The sequence below is a fragment of the Verrucomicrobiia bacterium genome (genome assembly GCA_026414565.1).
Lineage (GTDB): Bacteria > Verrucomicrobiota > Verrucomicrobiia > Limisphaerales > Fontisphaeraceae > Fontisphaera.
On the sequence record JAOAIT010000051.1, the window covers coordinates 1 to 14,995 of the forward strand.

The window sequence follows — 14,995 nt, forward strand, 5'->3', positions numbered from 1 at the left end:
AGATGTGTATAAGAGACAGCATTTGGAGCTTTTCAGCCCGGGGCTTTTCGGGCTTAATGCGGCGCTGATTATGAGCAAAACTGCATTATTGTTTGCGGGACAGGGCGCCCAGGTGGTGGGGATGGGCAAAGATTTGGCGGAGCAATATCCTGCGGCGCGGGGCTGGTTTGAGCGGGCCAATGCGGCGCTGGGGTATGATCTGGCTTCGATTTGTTTTGAGGGGCCGGAGCCGGAGCTGACCAAGACGGAGAACGCGCAACCGGGGATTTTTCTGGTGAGCTGGGTGGCGCTGGAGTTGTTGAAGGAGCGGTGCCCCGGGCTGCGTTTTGAGGCCACGGCCGGGTTGTCGCTGGGGGAGTTCACGGCGCTGACGGCCGCCGGGGCGATGGATTTTGCGGATGGTTTGCGGGTGGTGCGGCAGCGGGGGCGTTTTATGCAGGAGGCGTGCGATGCCACGCGGGGGGGGATGGCGGCGGTGATGGGGCTGGACGAGGCGGTGTGCCGGGAGATTTGCGCGGCGACGGGGGTTTCGATGGCGAATTTGAACTGCCCGGGGCAGATCGTGCTTTCCGGGGCGGCGGAGCAGATTGCGCAGGCGTGCGAGCTGGCCAAAGCGCGGGGGGCGAAGCGGGCGTTGCCGCTGGTGGTGGCGGGGGCGTATCACTCGCCGTTGATGGCGTCGGCGCAGCCCAAGTTGCGGGCCGAGCTGGAGCGGATTGCGCTGCGGCCGCCGGCGGTGCCGGTGATTTCCAACGTGACGGCCCTGCCGCATGGGAGCGTGGAGGAAATCCGGGCGCGGCTGGTGGAGCAGGTCACGGCGTCGGTGCGGTGGGAGGCGTCCATCCGATATCTGCTGGCGCAGGGTTTCACGCGGTTCATAGAGCTGGGGCCGGGGACGGCGCTGACGGGGTTTATGAAGCGCATCGAGAAGAATGCGGTGTGTTTGAACGTGGCGGATGTGCCGAGCCTGGAGGCGACGGTGAAGGCGTTGAGCCAATAGGGGGCGGGCGGCGGGTTGGTGGGGGGGTGGGGCAGGATTAGACAAACTTAATAAGCATTGACCGGGTCAGGGGCGCCGGTCATATTAGGCGGACCGGCCGCCCGCAGGTGCAATTGAATGTCGCGGCCCGGAAATGAGTCATAATAGTAGAACGTGAGCAATTTATATGGAATCGAATAAGAAGCATACCACGGCCGGCCCGATGACGCGCCGGAATTTTTTGAGACAAACCGCCACGATGGCCGGTGCGGCCGCGGCGGCGAGCTGGCTTAGCGGCCCGTTGTACGGGGCGGATGGGGTGGCGGGCGCCAACAGCCGGCTGGTGTTGGGCTTTATCGGGGTGGGCAACCAGGGTTATGGGAGTCATTTGCTGCCCATCTTGAAGGAGAAGGACAAATATAATGTGGCGGTGGCGGCGGTATGCGACGTGTCGAAGACGCGGCGGTTGCAGGCGCAGCAGGCGGTGGGGGAGGGTTGCAAGGAGTATGAGGATTACCGGAAATTGCTGGAGGACAAGAGCATTGACGCGATTGTGTGCGCCACGGTGGATCACTGGCATGCGCCGGTGACGATTGACGCGCTGAAGGCGGGGAAGCATGTGTATGTGGAGAAGCCGATGTGCCGGTATTTGCCGGAGGCGTTTGCGATATACGATGCGGTGAAGAGCAGCAAGAAGGTGCTGCAGGTGGGGAGCCAGGGGTGCTCGGATCAGAAGTGGCACGCGGCGGCCAAGTTGATCAAGGACGGGAAGATTGGGGCGGTGGTGATGTCGCAGGGTTCGTACATGCGGAACAATCCGAAGGGGGAATGGAATTACAACATCCAAAGCTGGGCGACGAAGGAGGATGTGAACTGGCAGCTCTGGCTGGGGCCGCAGATCAAGACGCGGAAGCCGGAGTTTGATCCGGATGATTATTTCCGGTGGCGCAAGTATTACCGGTATTGCGCCGGGTTGCTGGGGGATTTGTTCCCGCACAAGCTGCATCCGTACATGCTGGCGACGGGCAATCCGCAGTTCCCGTTGCGGGTGGCGGCGATTGGGACGCGGAAGGTGATGACGGACAAGCTCACGCCGGGGACGCCGATGCGCGATGTGCCGGAAATCATCCAACTGATAGCGGAGTTTCCGGATGGGATGGTGATGCACATCACCAGCAGCAGCGTGAACGAGCAGGGCACGCAGGAGATGATCCGCGGGCAGAAGGGATCGTTGTACATGGCGGGCAACCGGGTGGAGCTGAAGCCGGAGAAGCCGTTCACGGAGGAGATTGATCCGGAGACGGTGGGGCCGTTCCCGGCGGAGTCCATTCCGGCGCATCATCAGAACTGGTTTGACAGCATCCGGGCGAACAAGGAGCCCAACTGCGGGATTGAGCTGGCGGTGCGGGTGCAGACGGTGGTGTGCCTGGGCGAGATGTCGGACCGGCTGAGCACGATGTGCGTTTTCGACGAGAAGACGCGCAAGGTGATGGACGGGATGGGGCGGGAGCTGCCGATCATCAATTACGGGTGGAAGGACGGATTGTCCTGAGCCACGTGAAGCGGGTTTGAAACGGGTTCCGCCGGGCGCGCCGGCGGAACCTTTTTTATGCCGGGGTGAGACCTGAATTGACATATCCGGCGGTGCTGCTGGCGCGGGAGGCGATGGCCACGCGGTTTGAGCTGGTGCTGCCGGGCACGCCCACGCCGTCGCTGCGGGCGGCGGGGGAGGAGGCGCTGGGGGAGATTGCGCGGCTGGAGGGGCTGCTGAGTGTGTACCGGCCGACGAGCGAGATTGCGCATGTCAACGCCTGCGCGGCGCGGGAGGCGGTGCGGGTCAGCCCGCCGGTGTTTGCGGTGCTGGAGCGGGCGCGGCGGTGGCATGAACTGACGGGCGGGGCGTTTGACATCACGATTGGGCCGCTGTTGCGGTGCTGGGGATTCATGGGGGCGGAGGGGGCGATGCCGGAGCCGGCGGCGGTGGCGGCGGCGCGGGCGGTGACGGGGATGCAGTGGGTGGAATTGGACGCGGCGGAGATGACGGTGCGTTTTCGCAAGCCGGGGGTGATGGTGGATTTGGGGGGCATCGGGAAGGGGTACGCGCTGGATTGTGCCATTGAGCTGCTGCGCGAGGCCGGGGTGCGGGACGCGCTGCTGCATGGCGGGACCAGTTCGGTGTATGCGCTGGGCGCGCCGCCGGACACGGGGGCGTGGCGGCTGGGCATCGAGTCGCATCCGCTGCGGGCCGGGGGGCCGAAGATACCGCTGGCGGTGGTGGAGCTGCGGGATCAATCGCTGACGGTGAGCACCGTGTGGGGGAAACATTTTCAGCGGGAGGGCCGGACGTATGGGCACATTTTGGATCCCCGCACGGGGGAGCCTGCGGAGGCGGCCGTGGTGAGCGCGGTGCGGTGCGCTTCGGCCACGGACGGGGACGCGCTGGCCACGGCGTTGATAGTGGACGGCAGACAACGGCATGGGCAGTTGAGCCGCTGTGTGCCGGGGCTGCAGACGCTGGTGGCGTGGGAGGCGCCGGAAGGCGGGCGGTTGCAGGTGGCGGCGCACGGGCTGGCCCTGTTGCCGGACGTGGCGGCCGAGGTGGTGTGGCAGGAGAGTTGAAGGGGCCGATCATGATGAGACTGGCCATCAGCTTCTTGAGCCAGGGGCGCCGGCTGGCGGCGCTGCTGCTGGGCGTGGGGTGCCTGGGCCAGCCCGGCTTGTGGGCGGCGGAGGGACTGCCCGGGCCGTTTGTGACCAATCAGGCAGCGGCCACGTTGGAGGAGCTGGCGAAGCTGGATCCCCGCCTGGCGCGGGAGCTGGAGCAACTGAAAATCCGGCGGTGGGATCTGAGTGTGAACGTGGCGTTGGGCGCGGGTTACAAGGACAATGTGTTGCTGAGCCATGAGCGGCGCGAGGCCAGTCCATTTGTGCGGGTGGGAGCCGAGGCCACGCTGGTGCGGCTGCCGCAGAAGGGGTGGAGCTTTGCGGGGCTGGCGTCGTGGGAGGATTTGCGTTTTACGCGGCATGTGGCGGTGGGGCAGGAGCAGGCCGGCATGGCGGTGGGGGAGTTGAAGAAGGCGTGGGGCGAGGCGGGGCATGTGGCGTTGCGGGGGCAGTACATGTATTTGGATCAGGTGCTGGATTTGAGCGATGAGCAGGGGATTGGCCAGCCGCTGCCGGTGCGCCTGCACGCGCTGCAACCGCGGTTGATCGCGCATCGGGAGCTGGGGCGAAATTTTTTTGCCGAGGTGGAAGCCGGCGGGGGGCGGTACGAGTATGAGGCGCCAGTGGATGATTATTGGGAGGGCGGCCCGCTGGGGCGGGTGGGCTATCGTTACGGGCGGCGCTCGGAGCTCAGCCTGGCGTATGATTACAATAACCGGGGTTACGACAGCCGGCAGGTGACCGATGCGGCGGGCGTGGCGCAGGGCGGGCGGCGGCTGGAATTTGCGCAGCACCGGACGGTGTTGAACTGGCGGCATCATCTGGACGAGGAGCGGCGCTGGCGGGTGGGGATGCGTGTGCGGGTGGAGCGGTCGGTGGACAATGGGGCGGATTATTACGGCTATTGGAAATACGGTTTGCAGCCGCAGGTGCGGTATCAACAGGCGCGGTGGAATGCGCAGGCGGCGCTGCGCTGGATGTATTATCATTATCCGGTGCAGACGTTGGCGCCCGGCAGCGGGGAGCGTTATGAGCGATCGGAGCTGGAGGTGAGCCTGCGCGGGGAGCTCAAGCTGACGCGGGAAACGCGCCTGGAGTGGGAGTACCAGTGGGAGGGGAATTACTCGAATCTCAAATATACGGAGTACCAGGCGCACACGGTGTGGGCGGGGGTGGCGTGGGAGTTTTGAGGGCCAAGCGCGCGGCGGCGGCGCGGCCGCGCCGGACGAAGCGCGGGCGGCGGCGGGGGGATTAATCGGCGGGCCACACGCCGAGGGGGAGGATTTGTTCCTGGCGGGTGAGGAGGTTTTTCCAGTGCGCCATGACTTCGCCATTTGGCTGGGGGCGGACGGTGACGCCGAATTTGGCGCCCAGCTCGGTGGCGCGCTTCCATTGTTTGTCGGGCTTGGCGGGGGTGAGGGAGAACTCGACGGATTGGTTGAGGTCGCGCAACGCCTGGACCAGGCGGAGGGAAGGTTCGCGGAATTGCTCGTCTTCAATGACACAGACTACGTCCACCGGGGCGTGGAGCGCGGGCAGGCGGCGGCGGGCCTTCATCAGCTCGGCGACGACGACATCGCCCATGCCGAAGCCGAGGGCGGGGAGGTCCACCTTGCCGCCGCTGATGAGGCGGATCAGGTTGTCGTAGCGGCCGCCGCCGGCGATGGCGCGGAATTCGCCCTGGCGGTCGAAGGCCTCGAAGACGGGGCCGGTGTAATAGGCGAGGCCGCGGATGACGGCGTAGTCCACCTTGACGAAGGCTTCGCGGCCGCGGGCGCGCAGGTTGGCGAGGATGCCCTGCAGCTCCGGGGTAGGCTCGCCGCGCTGGATGAATTCCTGCACTTGGGGGAGAGAGAAGCCGAGGGCTTGCAATTTGGCGGCGCTGGTTTCGGGGGTTTCGCGCTCCAGTTTGTCAATGATCTGAAAGAACTCATATTCGCGCTCGGGGGCGCCGCCGGCGCGCTGGTAGAAATCGCGCCAGGCGTTGCGGCTGGAGAGGCGGATTACAAAATCCTGCTGCTGGAGACCCAGGGCGAGGAGGGTGTCAATGAGGAGCGCAATCAATTCGGCGTCGGCCGCGGGGTCGGCCTCGCCGATCAGGTCGGCGTTGAATTGAAAGTGCTCGCGGAGGCGGCCCTTTTGCTGGCGCTCGTAGCGAAAGAGCTGGGGGATGGCAAACCACTTGATGGGTTTTTTGTAGGCGCGGTGATGGGCCGCCACGAGGCGGGCGAGGGTGGGGGTCATTTCCGGGCGCAGGGCCACCTCGCGTCCGCCCTTGTCCACGAAATGATACAACTGGGCGACGATTTCCGCGCCGCTTTTGGCGGTGTACAGCTCGAGCGGTTCGAGCGGCGGGCCGTCGTATTCGCGGAAGCCATAGCGGCGGGCCACGGCGCGCCAGGTGTCGAAGATGTGGCGGCGGAGGTCGGCACTGGCCACCTCTGGATGGGGCAGCGGTTCCGGGTAGAAATCCCGGAAACCGGGCAAACGTTCAAACGCCTTGGACATAGCGCAGGGAGGCATGAAACCCAAAGGCACGGCGGGGTGGCAAACAAAAAAAGACTTCCCGGCGTTGCGCGCTGGCCAGATTTAGTTATAACACCGTGCCGGCTCAGGAGGGCTGTCGGGCATCCAATTCAGGGTTGGGCGAGGAAGGCAGTTCTTTTAATTGCAGCACCAGCTCCCGCATCTCCTTGCCCGGTTTGAAACGCACGACGAAGCGCGGGGGTATGGGCACATTGACTTGGGGCGTATTGGGATTGCGTCCCACCCGCGCTTTGCGTTTCTTCACCTCAAAAACCCCGAAATTGCGCAGCTCGACTTTTTCGCCCCGGCCGAGGACTTCAATGATCAGCTCCAGCGCGCGCTGGAGGGCTGCCATGACGTCCTGTTGCTTGAGGCCGGTGTCTTCGCTGATCCGCACTACCAGGTCACGTTTTGTCATACGTCGCGCTTCAGGGTTGGATGAGCAACGGTCATTAGACAGCCTAACTGCTTCACTATGAGACACTTTTATGTTGCGGTCAAGCAACATAAACAAATTTTTTTTTGACCTTAAGCCGGGCTGGTGCGAGGCCGCAAAAGAGTGCGGGGGTGGCGTGTGCGGGCCAGGAGGATTTGCCGCGGGGGTTGGGATTGGAGGTGGAGTCTGCCGAAGCGATTCGACTTTTGCGGGGGATTCGCCTAGGTTGGGGGCATGAAGATTTTGTTTGTGGGCGACATAGTGGGGCAGCCGGGGCGGCGGGCGGTGCGCGCGCTGGTGCCGAAGCTGCGGCTGCGCCACGGGGTGGACTTTGTGATTGCCAACGGGGAGAACGCGGCCGGGGGCAACGGCATCACGCCGGCGGTGGCGGAGGAAATATTTGAGAGCGGGGTGGACGTGATTACGTCGGGGGATCATGTGTGGGATCAGAAGGAGGTGCTGACGTTGCTGGACAAGGAGCCGCGGTTTTTGCGGCCGGCCAACTATCCGGCGGAAGTGCCGGGGCGGGGCTGGGGGGTGTATGAGGCGGAGGGCCGGCCGGCGGTGGCGGTGATGAATTTGCAGGGGCGGACGTTCATGCCGGCGCATGAGAATCCCTTTCGGCTGGCGCAGCAGGAGGTGTTGAATTTGCGGAGCCGGACGCGGGTGGTGGTGGTGGATTTTCATGCGGAGGCGACGTCGGAGAAGATTGCGATGGGCCGGATGCTGGACGGGCTGGCGACGGCGGTGCTGGGGACGCACACGCATGTGCCGACGGCGGATGAACAGATTTTTCCGGGGGGGACGGCGTTCATCAGTGATGTGGGATTCACGGGGCCGCAGGAGAGTGTGCTGGGGCGGGAGATTGAGCCGGTGATCCGGCGGTTTTTGACGGGGATGCCGCAGCGGTTTGAGGTGGCCCGTGGGCGCACGGCGCTGCATGGCGTGCTGGTGGAGGTGGAGGAGGGGACGGGCAAGGCGACGGCCATCACGCGGGTGGTGGAGCCGCTGGCGGTGGAGGGGGGGGCCTGAGATTATGCCGCGGAAGGTGCAAAGCCAGTGGGATTTTGGGGAGCTGTTTGGCCCGCAGCAGACGCGGCAGGTGTGGACGGTGAGCGAGCTGACGCAGCGGGTGAAGCGGCTGCTGGAGCCGCAGTTTGCCTCGATTTGGGTCAAGGGGGAAGTCAGCAATTTGCGCAGCCAGCCGTCGGGCCACATTTATTTCACGTTGAAGGACGCGGGGGCGCAACTGGCGTGCGTGCTGTTTCGGGGGGAGACGGGGGTGGCGCGGCAGGTGCTGGCGGACGGGCAGCAGGTGCTGGTGCGCGGGGAGCTGACGGTGTATGAGCCGCGGGGCCAGTATCAACTGGTGGTGCGGGAGCTGGAGCCGGTGGGTTTGGGGGCGCTGCAGGCGGCGTTGGAGCGGCTGAAACAAAAGCTGCAGGCGGAGGGTTTGTTTGAGGTGGCGCGCAAGCGGCGGCTGCCGGTTTATGTGTACCGGGTGGGGGTGGTGACCTCGCCGGCGGGGGCGGCGTATCAAGATGTGTTGAGCGTGTGGCGGCGGCGGTACGCGGGGATGGAAATTATTCTGGCGCCGTGCCGGGTGCAGGGGGAGGGGGCGGCGGCGGAAATTGCGGCGGCGATTGCGGGATTGAATGCGTGGCATGCGGCGCAGCCGGCGGGGTGCGGGCTGCACGCGTTGCTGGTGACGCGGGGCGGGGGGAGTCTGGAGGATTTGTGGGCGTTCAATGAGGAGGTGGTGGCGCGGGCCATTTTTCATTCGGCGGTGCCGGTGGTATCGGCGGTGGGGCACGAGATTGATTTCACGATCAGCGATCTGGTGGCGGATGTGCGCGCGCCCACGCCCAGCGCGGCGGCGGAGCTGTTGAGCGAGGGGATGTTTCGGGCGGGGCAGGCGGTGCCGGGGTATGCGGAGCATTTGCGGCGGAGCATGGGGAGGAGATTCATGCGTTTGACGGAGGCCCTGCAGCAGCGGGAGGCGCGGCTGGAGCGGTGTCATCCGCGGCGGCGGCTGGAGCAGCAGAGCCAGCGGCTGGACGATTTGCTGGAGCGGCTGTTACGGCAGCCGCGGCGGCAGTGGCAGGCGCAGCAGGCGCATCTGGCGCGGCTGGTGCAACAGGTGCAGCGGCAGCGGCCGGCGCGATGGCTGGCGCGGCGGACGGAGCAATGGACGGCGCTGCGGCAGCGGTTGAGCAGGGGCGCGGAGCAACAGGTGCAGGAGCGGCAAAGGCGGGTGCAGCAGTGGCTGGAGCAGTTGCGGCTGCTTTCGCCGCAGCACACGCTGGAGCGGGGTTACTCCATCACGCGGGATGCGGCGACGGGGCGCATTTTGCGGCGCGCCGACGAGACGGCGGCCGGGCGGGAGGTCATCACGCGGCTGGCGCACGGGGAGGTGGTGAGCCGGGTGGAAGAGACGCGCGCGGCGGAGCCGGCGGATCCCCTGCTGGACCATGCGACGCCGGAGCAAAGCGGCTGAGGGCGGGGCTCAGGCCACGGCGAAGCGCTGGATGTCGAGCTGGCCGCGCACCGGCTCGTAGAAGGGCTTGCCGCGGCGGATGCCCACGCGGCCGAAGCTGCCCTGGGCGCTGAAGAAGGCCTGCCAGTCGCCCTTGAGTTTGGGGGCGAGGTGGAGCGTTTTGGTGACGGCGTCATAGCGGGCGCCGGTGAGGCCCTGGAGGAGGGCGTAGGAGGACATGGCGCGGGCGTACCAGTGGCCGCACTCGTATTCGTTGAAGGGATTGCGGATGCGTCCATCGTAGCGGCGGCGGCAGACGCGGACGATTTCGAGGCCTTCCTCGACGAGGCCCATGAGCATGAGATGGGAGGCCACCTGGTATTCGATGCCGGTCCAGACCTCGTTGCTGTACACGAAGGGGAGGGAGAGCTCGCCGCCCTTGGGCCAGGTGCAGAGGAGCAGGCCGCCTTCGGCGCCGCAGGCGTAACTGGGGCGCTGGGGGTTGGGGTAATCGGTCAGGTCGTGTTTGAGGTTGTAGCGGTACACGGCCCGCAGATGGCTGGTGACTTTCCGGGGATCGAGCACGGGACCGACGCCGCAGACGCGGGCCAGCCAGTCGCCGAGGACGCCATCGGCGAGGCAGCCTTTGCCGTATTGGTATTTGGGGCCCTCCTTTTCGAGGAGCTGGAGGGCCTCGGGGGAGTAGTGGCCCACCATGCTTTTGTTTTCGACGGGGTTGCCGGCGCGGAGATTTTTCCACTCGATTTTCTGGATGAAGTACTCGCCGTCGAAGAGGTCGGTTTCGGTTTTTTGGCGGCCTTTGAGGAGGAGGTTTTCGTAGCGGGCGACGTTGTCGCCGAGGGCCTGGCCCATGAGGACGGCGGCCTGGAGGGCGCCGAGGTAGAAGCTGGTGCACATGCCGTTGGGGCCCCAGAACTCGATGTCGTAGGTGTTGTGGTGGGGTTCTTCGAGCACGCCTTTTTCGGCGGGGTCCCAGGTGGCGATGCAGTAGTCGAGGCTCTGGCGGATTTTGGGCCACAAGGCGCGCAGCCAGGCGGTGTCGCCGCTGAGGCGCCATTCGCGATAGACTTTCATGATGCCGCCCAACTGGCCGTCGGCGGCGGCGTGGAAGTCGGGTTCGACGGGGCGGACGGGCAGGGCGCTGCGGAAGGTTTGATGGCCGCGTTTGTCCTGGGAGAAGTTGTATTCGGTGTCGCGCAGGGAGCGCTCGAGGTCGGGGAAGAGGTGGGGGATGGCCTGGGCGTAATTCCAGACGTGGGTGCAGGTGCCATGGCAGCAGCCGCTGCCGTCGGAGCAGCCTTCCCAGCCCCAGAGGCGGCCATCGGCCTGGCGGAGGACGGTGGGGGATTTGAGGATGGTGAGGTTGGCGGCCACGGCCTCGAGGACTTCGGGCGGGAGGGTGCTGCTGTAGAAACATTCGGCGAAGGCCTCGGAGCCGCGGCGCAGGGAGTCATATTGGGTGCGCCAGAATGCAGCGACTTCCTCGACGCCTTGGAAGCGTCCGGCGTACCAGGGGCGGTAATAATCTTTGGGGGCGGGGGCGCCGGCAGGGTCCCTGCCGATGCGCTGGTTGGTGTGGCCTACGTACCAGGCCAGTTTGACGGTGATGGTGCGGGAGGCGCCGGGGGCGAGGGTGAAGGGGACAAACAAGGTGGCGCCGGGGCTGGGGCCGCCCTCGGAGACGGGGGGGCGGTCATAGGCGGCGGCGGTTTCGATGTCCTTCCAGGCCATGGTGAGGGCGTCCCACCAACCGCCGCGGAACCATGCATGATTGACCTTCACGTCCGGCTCGTCCACGACGGCGCAGAAGGCGCCCTCCTCCCAGGGGCGGTCGGCGGGGGCGCCGCCCCACAAGAGGAAGCCGCCGCGGATGGGTTTGATGGCCTGGGGGTTGTTGCCCACGACCATGAAATTTTTGGCGTTGAAGGAGAAGATTGCTTCGAGGGGCTGGCGGGGGGGATTGGTGAAACGATATTCGAGGCCGGCCACCGGGAGGCTGGAGCTGTCGGCATCGCCGGGGATGAAGGGGCTCCAGCCGGTCAGCTCGACGCGGAGGGGCATTTTGGGGTCGCTCAGGCTGACGGTGGCGAAGGGGAAACGCGCGGCAAAGGCGACGCCACGGAAACGCGGGAGGCCATAGGTGGCGCCGGGGGCGCCGTTGCCGGTGTTGCCGGCGCCGAAGATTTTCCAGCTTTGGACGGGGCCTTCGAGGACTTTGGCGAGGCCGGGGCGGCCTTTGACGGCGACGGCGGCGAAGAGGCAGGGCTGATGGAAGACCTCGGGGCGATGGCGTAGTGAGACATGGGAGAAGGCGCCCACGCCTTCGAGGCAGATCATGCCCGCGCCCATGCCGCCCATGGGGAAGGCCACGCGGCTGAGATTTTCGCCGGTGTACACGGTGTTGAAACGGCGGCTGCCGGCGGGGGCGGCGGGGGCTTTGAGGGCCGGGGCGGCGCCGGCCAGGGGGGCCAGGCCACCGGCGGCACTGACGGCGGCCGAGGCGGCGGTGAGGGCGAGGAATTGACGGCGTTTGAGGGATCCTGCCGTGGGGGAGGACGATGCTTGGAGGGTGCGCTTGTTCATGGGCATGGGCTTTTTTCTTTGCCTACCAAAAGCCCCTGGCGGTGCACAGAAAAAAATCGTCCCTTATTTCTTCCCGCCTGGTTACGGCGCGGCTCAGGCGCGGTTTGGGCCCTTTTTGTATTTAACCGGCGTGGCGGGCGGCCGGCGAATTCTCGATGTGGGCCCCGGGTTCGGCGGCAATACCGGCCAGGCGTTGAATGGCCGCCTTGAGGTACGAGTCAGCAAACAAGCGGTTTTTGCGCTGGCCGGCATCGGCGCCCCCCGGCCAGCGCACCAGGGCCTGGCGAATGGCCTGGAGGTTGGGAGGGCAACCTTCGCGCACCAACAACCAATCCACCGTGGCCAGGAGCTCCATGCCGAGAGGGGACTGGAAGCCGTCAATCCACTGATCCACATCCTCGAGCACGGGCTGGTAGCAGCGGGCTGGGGGACTGCGCAGGAAAGCGGCGACTTGCTCCGTTTTTTCCTCTGCAAAGGCGATGGTGTCGTACGGAGTACAATCCGCAATCCGCTTGTTGGCACGCAGATAACTTCCATCCAAGGCATCAAGAAGATGATTCAGACGGGGTGAGAAGGGGCCGTAGCGATCTGCTTGGAAGTCCAGCTTCAGCACATCGTCCAACCGGCGCTGGTGAAGGGCGCGGTGCAAGAACCAGGCGAGTTTATGAATTTCCAGCAAGGTGCACTCGATGCCCAAAACCCAATACCGCCGGACGGCATCGGCCAGGAGGGCACGGGGCACCGTAAGTTTCTCCACGCCGCGCGGCTTGGGCAGATTCTGATATTGAGCGGTTGGTTCAAACGCCACGACCTGCACGGTTGGCAGCGGGGCGAAAGCCTTTTCAATGAGGGGGCGCACCTGGTTCCAATCCAGGCCGCCCTGGCCACAGCCCAGGGGGGGGAGGGCGAGGGAGTGGATGTTTTTTTCGCGGATTACGCGCACGAGGTCGGCGAGGCCGGTTTCGATCCATTCCAGGCGCGAGGGTTTCCGCCAATCTTCCTTGGTGGGGAAGTTGATAATCCAGCGCGGGCCGGTTAATTCGCCGGTGGCGGTGACAAACATGCGACCGGGGCGGACCGCGCCGGATTTGCAGGCCTGGGCGTAGGCGCGGAAGTTGTCGGGATACCGATCCTTGAACATGAGGGCGATTCCCTTGCCCATCACGCCCCTGGTGTTGACGGTGTTCACCAGGGCCTCCACGTCAGCCTCGAGCAGATTGCCTTGTCGGAAGATGATCATGTAAAATACAAGTCAGGCCGCGCCTCGACCCGCAGGGATAAATTGAGCGCGGCCAGTTCATTTTGCAAGCGCGCTTGCGCCGCGGCGTTAAAGCACACCGCGCCCAGCAGGCCGGCAATGGGCAGGTGACGATAGATTAGGGCCTCGGCCTGGTAACGCTCTTTTTTACCGGGATCATCCGGGTTATTGCGGAAATTCCGGGATTGCAGGAGGGGCCAGTCCACCTTTGTCAAATCGTCAAGTGAATTGTAAAAAGTCGCGGTTTGCACATAGGCATGGCGGTCGGTGAACACAAAAGGGATATTCAACTGCGCCACCCGCCGCAGGGAGCTGACCAGGATGACGATTTCTTCGTTGGGCAGGATGGCCACGCCGCCATGGCCGGTGCGGATGTTATAGAGCATGATCGAGCAAGGCGTGAAGTAGAAGGGCACATAATCGGCCAGCGTGCCGTAAGGGGGGACCGGCACGTGCCGGTGCTGGCGGCGCGCAATTAAATCTGGATTGCCGATGACTCGATACTGCGGGTCGCGTGGCGCAGCGTTTTGACAATGCAAACCATGCCGCAGCAGCCAGGGGACATTGTCCATGTGGGTGATGCGAAAAATCAGCGCTTTGTCAGGGTTCAGTGCGCTCATGGGGTGGCCGGAGAAGTGGGAAGGTCGGCTTGGGAGTCAAGCTGGTTCCCTGCGCGGGAGTGCCACCCGGGAAAGCGCAACAAGGCGCCTTTCTTTTTGAAGGACACCCATGGCACTGGGACGGAGTGGCTGAACATGGACGGACTATGCATTTAACACCATTCGTTGGCGGCGCACAGGAAAAAATGTCCGGGGTGGGGCGGGGCAGGGGATTTTTTTTACCACGAATGGACACGAATGGACACGAATGGGCACGAATGGACACGAATAAAAATGAGCCCTGATGAATGATGGATACGGAGGCACACGAATCTTGGCGGAGGGAAACGAAGGGAGAAGGAAAAGCCGGCAGCGGCGGAAGGAAGGGGCATGAGCCGGAGGGAGCCGCAGGGGCAGGGGCTATTGGCGGGCGAAGAGGCGGCGGACGATTTCTTCGATGGGGGGTTCCTCGATGTCAATGTCCTTGACGGGCAGCTCGTCGAGGAGGGCCTTGCAAACGGGGATGACCTGGTCGCGGGGGACGCGCAGGCGGACGCGGGCGGCGGTCAGTTCCAACAGTTCGCCGTGGCGGGCGAGGTGGGCGGCGGGGGGCGGGCCGCCGGGGCCCAGTTCGATGGTGATGAGTTTGTCGGAGGCGTAGCGTTCCAGGACTTCCTCGAGGCGGCCGTCGAAGAAGAGGCGGCCGTGATCAATGATGATGACGCGCTCGCAGAGGGCCTGGATGTCGGCCATGTAATGGCTGGTGAGGAGGATGGTGGTGCGGGTGGTGGCGTTGTGGTGGCGGAGGAAGTCGCGGACGGTTTTTTGGGAGACGACATCGAGGCCGAGGGTTGGCTCGTCCAGGAGCAGGACGCGCGGGTGGTGGAGGAGGGCGGCGATCAGCTCCATTTTCATGCGTTCGCCGAGGGAGAGTTCGCGCACCATGACGGCGAGTTTGTCGGCCACGCCCAGGAGGGCGGCAAGCTCGCTGACGGTGCGCTCGAAGTCGGCGCGGTCAAGGCCGTAGATGTGGCGGTTGAGTTCGAAGGATTCGCGGGCGGGGAGGTCCCACCACAATTGATTTTTTTGTCCCAGGAGGAGGGCGAACTGGCGGCGGTAGCCATCGGGCCGGTCCCAGGGGACATAGCCGAGGACGCGGGCGGAGCCGGCGGAGGGGTAGAGGAGGCCGGCGAGCATTTTGAGGGTGGTGGTTTTGCCGGCGCCGTTGGGGCCGACAAAGCCGACCAGCTCGCCCTCCTGGATGGCGAAGGAGATTTCCTGGACGGCGCGGACGGTTTCGTACCGGCGGCGGAAAAGGCCCTTGAGCGCGCCTGCCAGGCCCGGCTCTTTTTTGTAGGTGCGGAAACTTTTGCTCAGGTTGTGGACTTCAATGACGGCGGCCACGCGCCCACGATAGCGGGGGGTGGGCGGGGGCGCAAGCGGCAGGCTGGGG

The 14,995-nt window shown here is 65.1% G+C and carries 11 protein-coding genes and 1 pseudogene; 6 read left to right on the top strand and 6 right to left on the bottom strand.

The features are described from left to right. Window positions 1-70 precede the first annotated feature (70 nt). The 4 genes and pseudogenes from fabD to N3J91_11610 all read left to right on the top strand — a co-directional run bounded on the left by fabD (window position 71) and on the right by N3J91_11610 (window position 4,833). Window positions 71-1,000, top strand: coding sequence for an ACP S-malonyltransferase (fabD, locus tag N3J91_11595; protein MCX8157072.1), 930 nt, complete (start codon window positions 71-73; stop codon window positions 998-1,000). Between the two features lie 202 nt (window positions 1,001-1,202). Next, window positions 1,203-1,631, top strand: a pseudogene (locus tag N3J91_11600) (Gfo/Idh/MocA family oxidoreductase). Window positions 1,632-2,596: 965 nt separating this feature from the next. Then, window positions 2,597-3,598, top strand: coding sequence for an FAD:protein FMN transferase (locus N3J91_11605; GenBank protein ID MCX8157073.1), 1,002 nt, complete (start codon window positions 2,597-2,599; stop codon window positions 3,596-3,598). Window positions 3,599-3,609: 11 nt separating this feature from the next. Then, complete coding sequence (locus N3J91_11610) at window positions 3,610-4,833, top strand: hypothetical protein (GenBank protein ID MCX8157074.1); 1,224 nt, start codon at window positions 3,610-3,612, stop codon at window positions 4,831-4,833. A 61-nt stretch (window positions 4,834-4,894) separates the two neighbouring features. Here N3J91_11610 and N3J91_11615 read toward each other — a convergent pair whose 3' ends face one another. Continuing rightward, window positions 4,895-6,151, bottom strand: coding sequence for an ATP phosphoribosyltransferase regulatory subunit (locus tag N3J91_11615; GenBank protein MCX8157075.1), 1,257 nt, complete (start codon window positions 6,149-6,151; stop codon window positions 4,895-4,897). Between the two features lie 103 nt (window positions 6,152-6,254). After that, on the bottom strand, window positions 6,255-6,587 hold the full coding sequence (locus N3J91_11620; GenBank protein ID MCX8157076.1) for an integration host factor subunit beta: 333 nt from the start codon (window positions 6,585-6,587) through the stop codon (window positions 6,255-6,257). 252 nt (window positions 6,588-6,839) lie between these two features. Here N3J91_11620 and N3J91_11625 point away from each other — a divergent pair, with 252 nt between their 5' ends. Both N3J91_11625 and xseA read left to right on the top strand, forming a co-directional pair. Beyond that, window positions 6,840-7,637, top strand: coding sequence for a TIGR00282 family metallophosphoesterase (locus tag N3J91_11625; protein MCX8157077.1), 798 nt, complete (start codon window positions 6,840-6,842; stop codon window positions 7,635-7,637). 4 nt (window positions 7,638-7,641) lie between these two features. Continuing rightward, entirely contained in the window at window positions 7,642-9,102 is a 1,461-nt protein-coding gene (gene xseA, locus N3J91_11630; protein MCX8157078.1) for an exodeoxyribonuclease VII large subunit, read from the top strand. Window positions 9,103-9,111: 9 nt separating this feature from the next. Here xseA and N3J91_11635 read toward each other — a convergent pair whose 3' ends face one another. The 4 genes from N3J91_11635 to N3J91_11650 form a co-directional block, all read right to left on the bottom strand. Then, complete coding sequence (locus N3J91_11635; protein ID MCX8157079.1) at window positions 9,112-11,685, bottom strand: non-lysosomal glucosylceramidase; 2,574 nt, start codon at window positions 11,683-11,685, stop codon at window positions 9,112-9,114. A 121-nt stretch (window positions 11,686-11,806) separates the two neighbouring features. Continuing rightward, the gene (locus N3J91_11640; protein ID MCX8157080.1) at window positions 11,807-12,925 is read right to left on the bottom strand and encodes a macro domain-containing protein; all 1,119 of its coding nucleotides are present in this window, start codon (window positions 12,923-12,925) and stop codon (window positions 11,807-11,809) included. Then, on the bottom strand, window positions 12,922-13,563 hold the full coding sequence (locus N3J91_11645) for a DUF4433 domain-containing protein (protein MCX8157081.1): 642 nt from the start codon (window positions 13,561-13,563) through the stop codon (window positions 12,922-12,924). The genes N3J91_11640 and N3J91_11645 overlap by 4 nt, the downstream gene beginning before the upstream one ends. Window positions 13,564-13,962: 399 nt before the next feature. Next, window positions 13,963-14,946, bottom strand: a complete 984-nt coding sequence (locus tag N3J91_11650) for an ATP-binding cassette domain-containing protein (GenBank protein MCX8157082.1) — start codon at window positions 14,944-14,946, stop codon at window positions 13,963-13,965. Window positions 14,947-14,995 lie beyond the last annotated feature (49 nt).

Coding starts and splice junctions, on each gene's coding strand:
- fabD (MCX8157072.1), top strand. CDS start 71: ATGAGCAAAACTGCATTATTGTTTGCGGGACAGGGCGCCCAGGTGGTG.
- N3J91_11610 (MCX8157074.1), top strand. CDS start 3,610: ATGATGAGACTGGCCATCAGCTTCTTGAGCCAGGGGCGCCGGCTGGCG.
- N3J91_11615 (MCX8157075.1), bottom strand. CDS start 6,151: ATGTCCAAGGCGTTTGAACGTTTGCCCGGTTTCCGGGATTTCTACCCG.
- N3J91_11620 (MCX8157076.1), bottom strand. CDS start 6,587: ATGACAAAACGTGACCTGGTAGTGCGGATCAGCGAAGACACCGGCCTC.
- N3J91_11625 (MCX8157077.1), top strand. CDS start 6,840: ATGAAGATTTTGTTTGTGGGCGACATAGTGGGGCAGCCGGGGCGGCGG.
- xseA (MCX8157078.1), top strand. CDS start 7,642: ATGCCGCGGAAGGTGCAAAGCCAGTGGGATTTTGGGGAGCTGTTTGGC.
- N3J91_11635 (MCX8157079.1), bottom strand. CDS start 11,685: ATGAACAAGCGCACCCTCCAAGCATCGTCCTCCCCCACGGCAGGATCC.
- N3J91_11640 (MCX8157080.1), bottom strand. CDS start 12,925: ATGATCATCTTCCGACAAGGCAATCTGCTCGAGGCTGACGTGGAGGCC.
- N3J91_11645 (MCX8157081.1), bottom strand. CDS start 13,563: ATGAGCGCACTGAACCCTGACAAAGCGCTGATTTTTCGCATCACCCAC.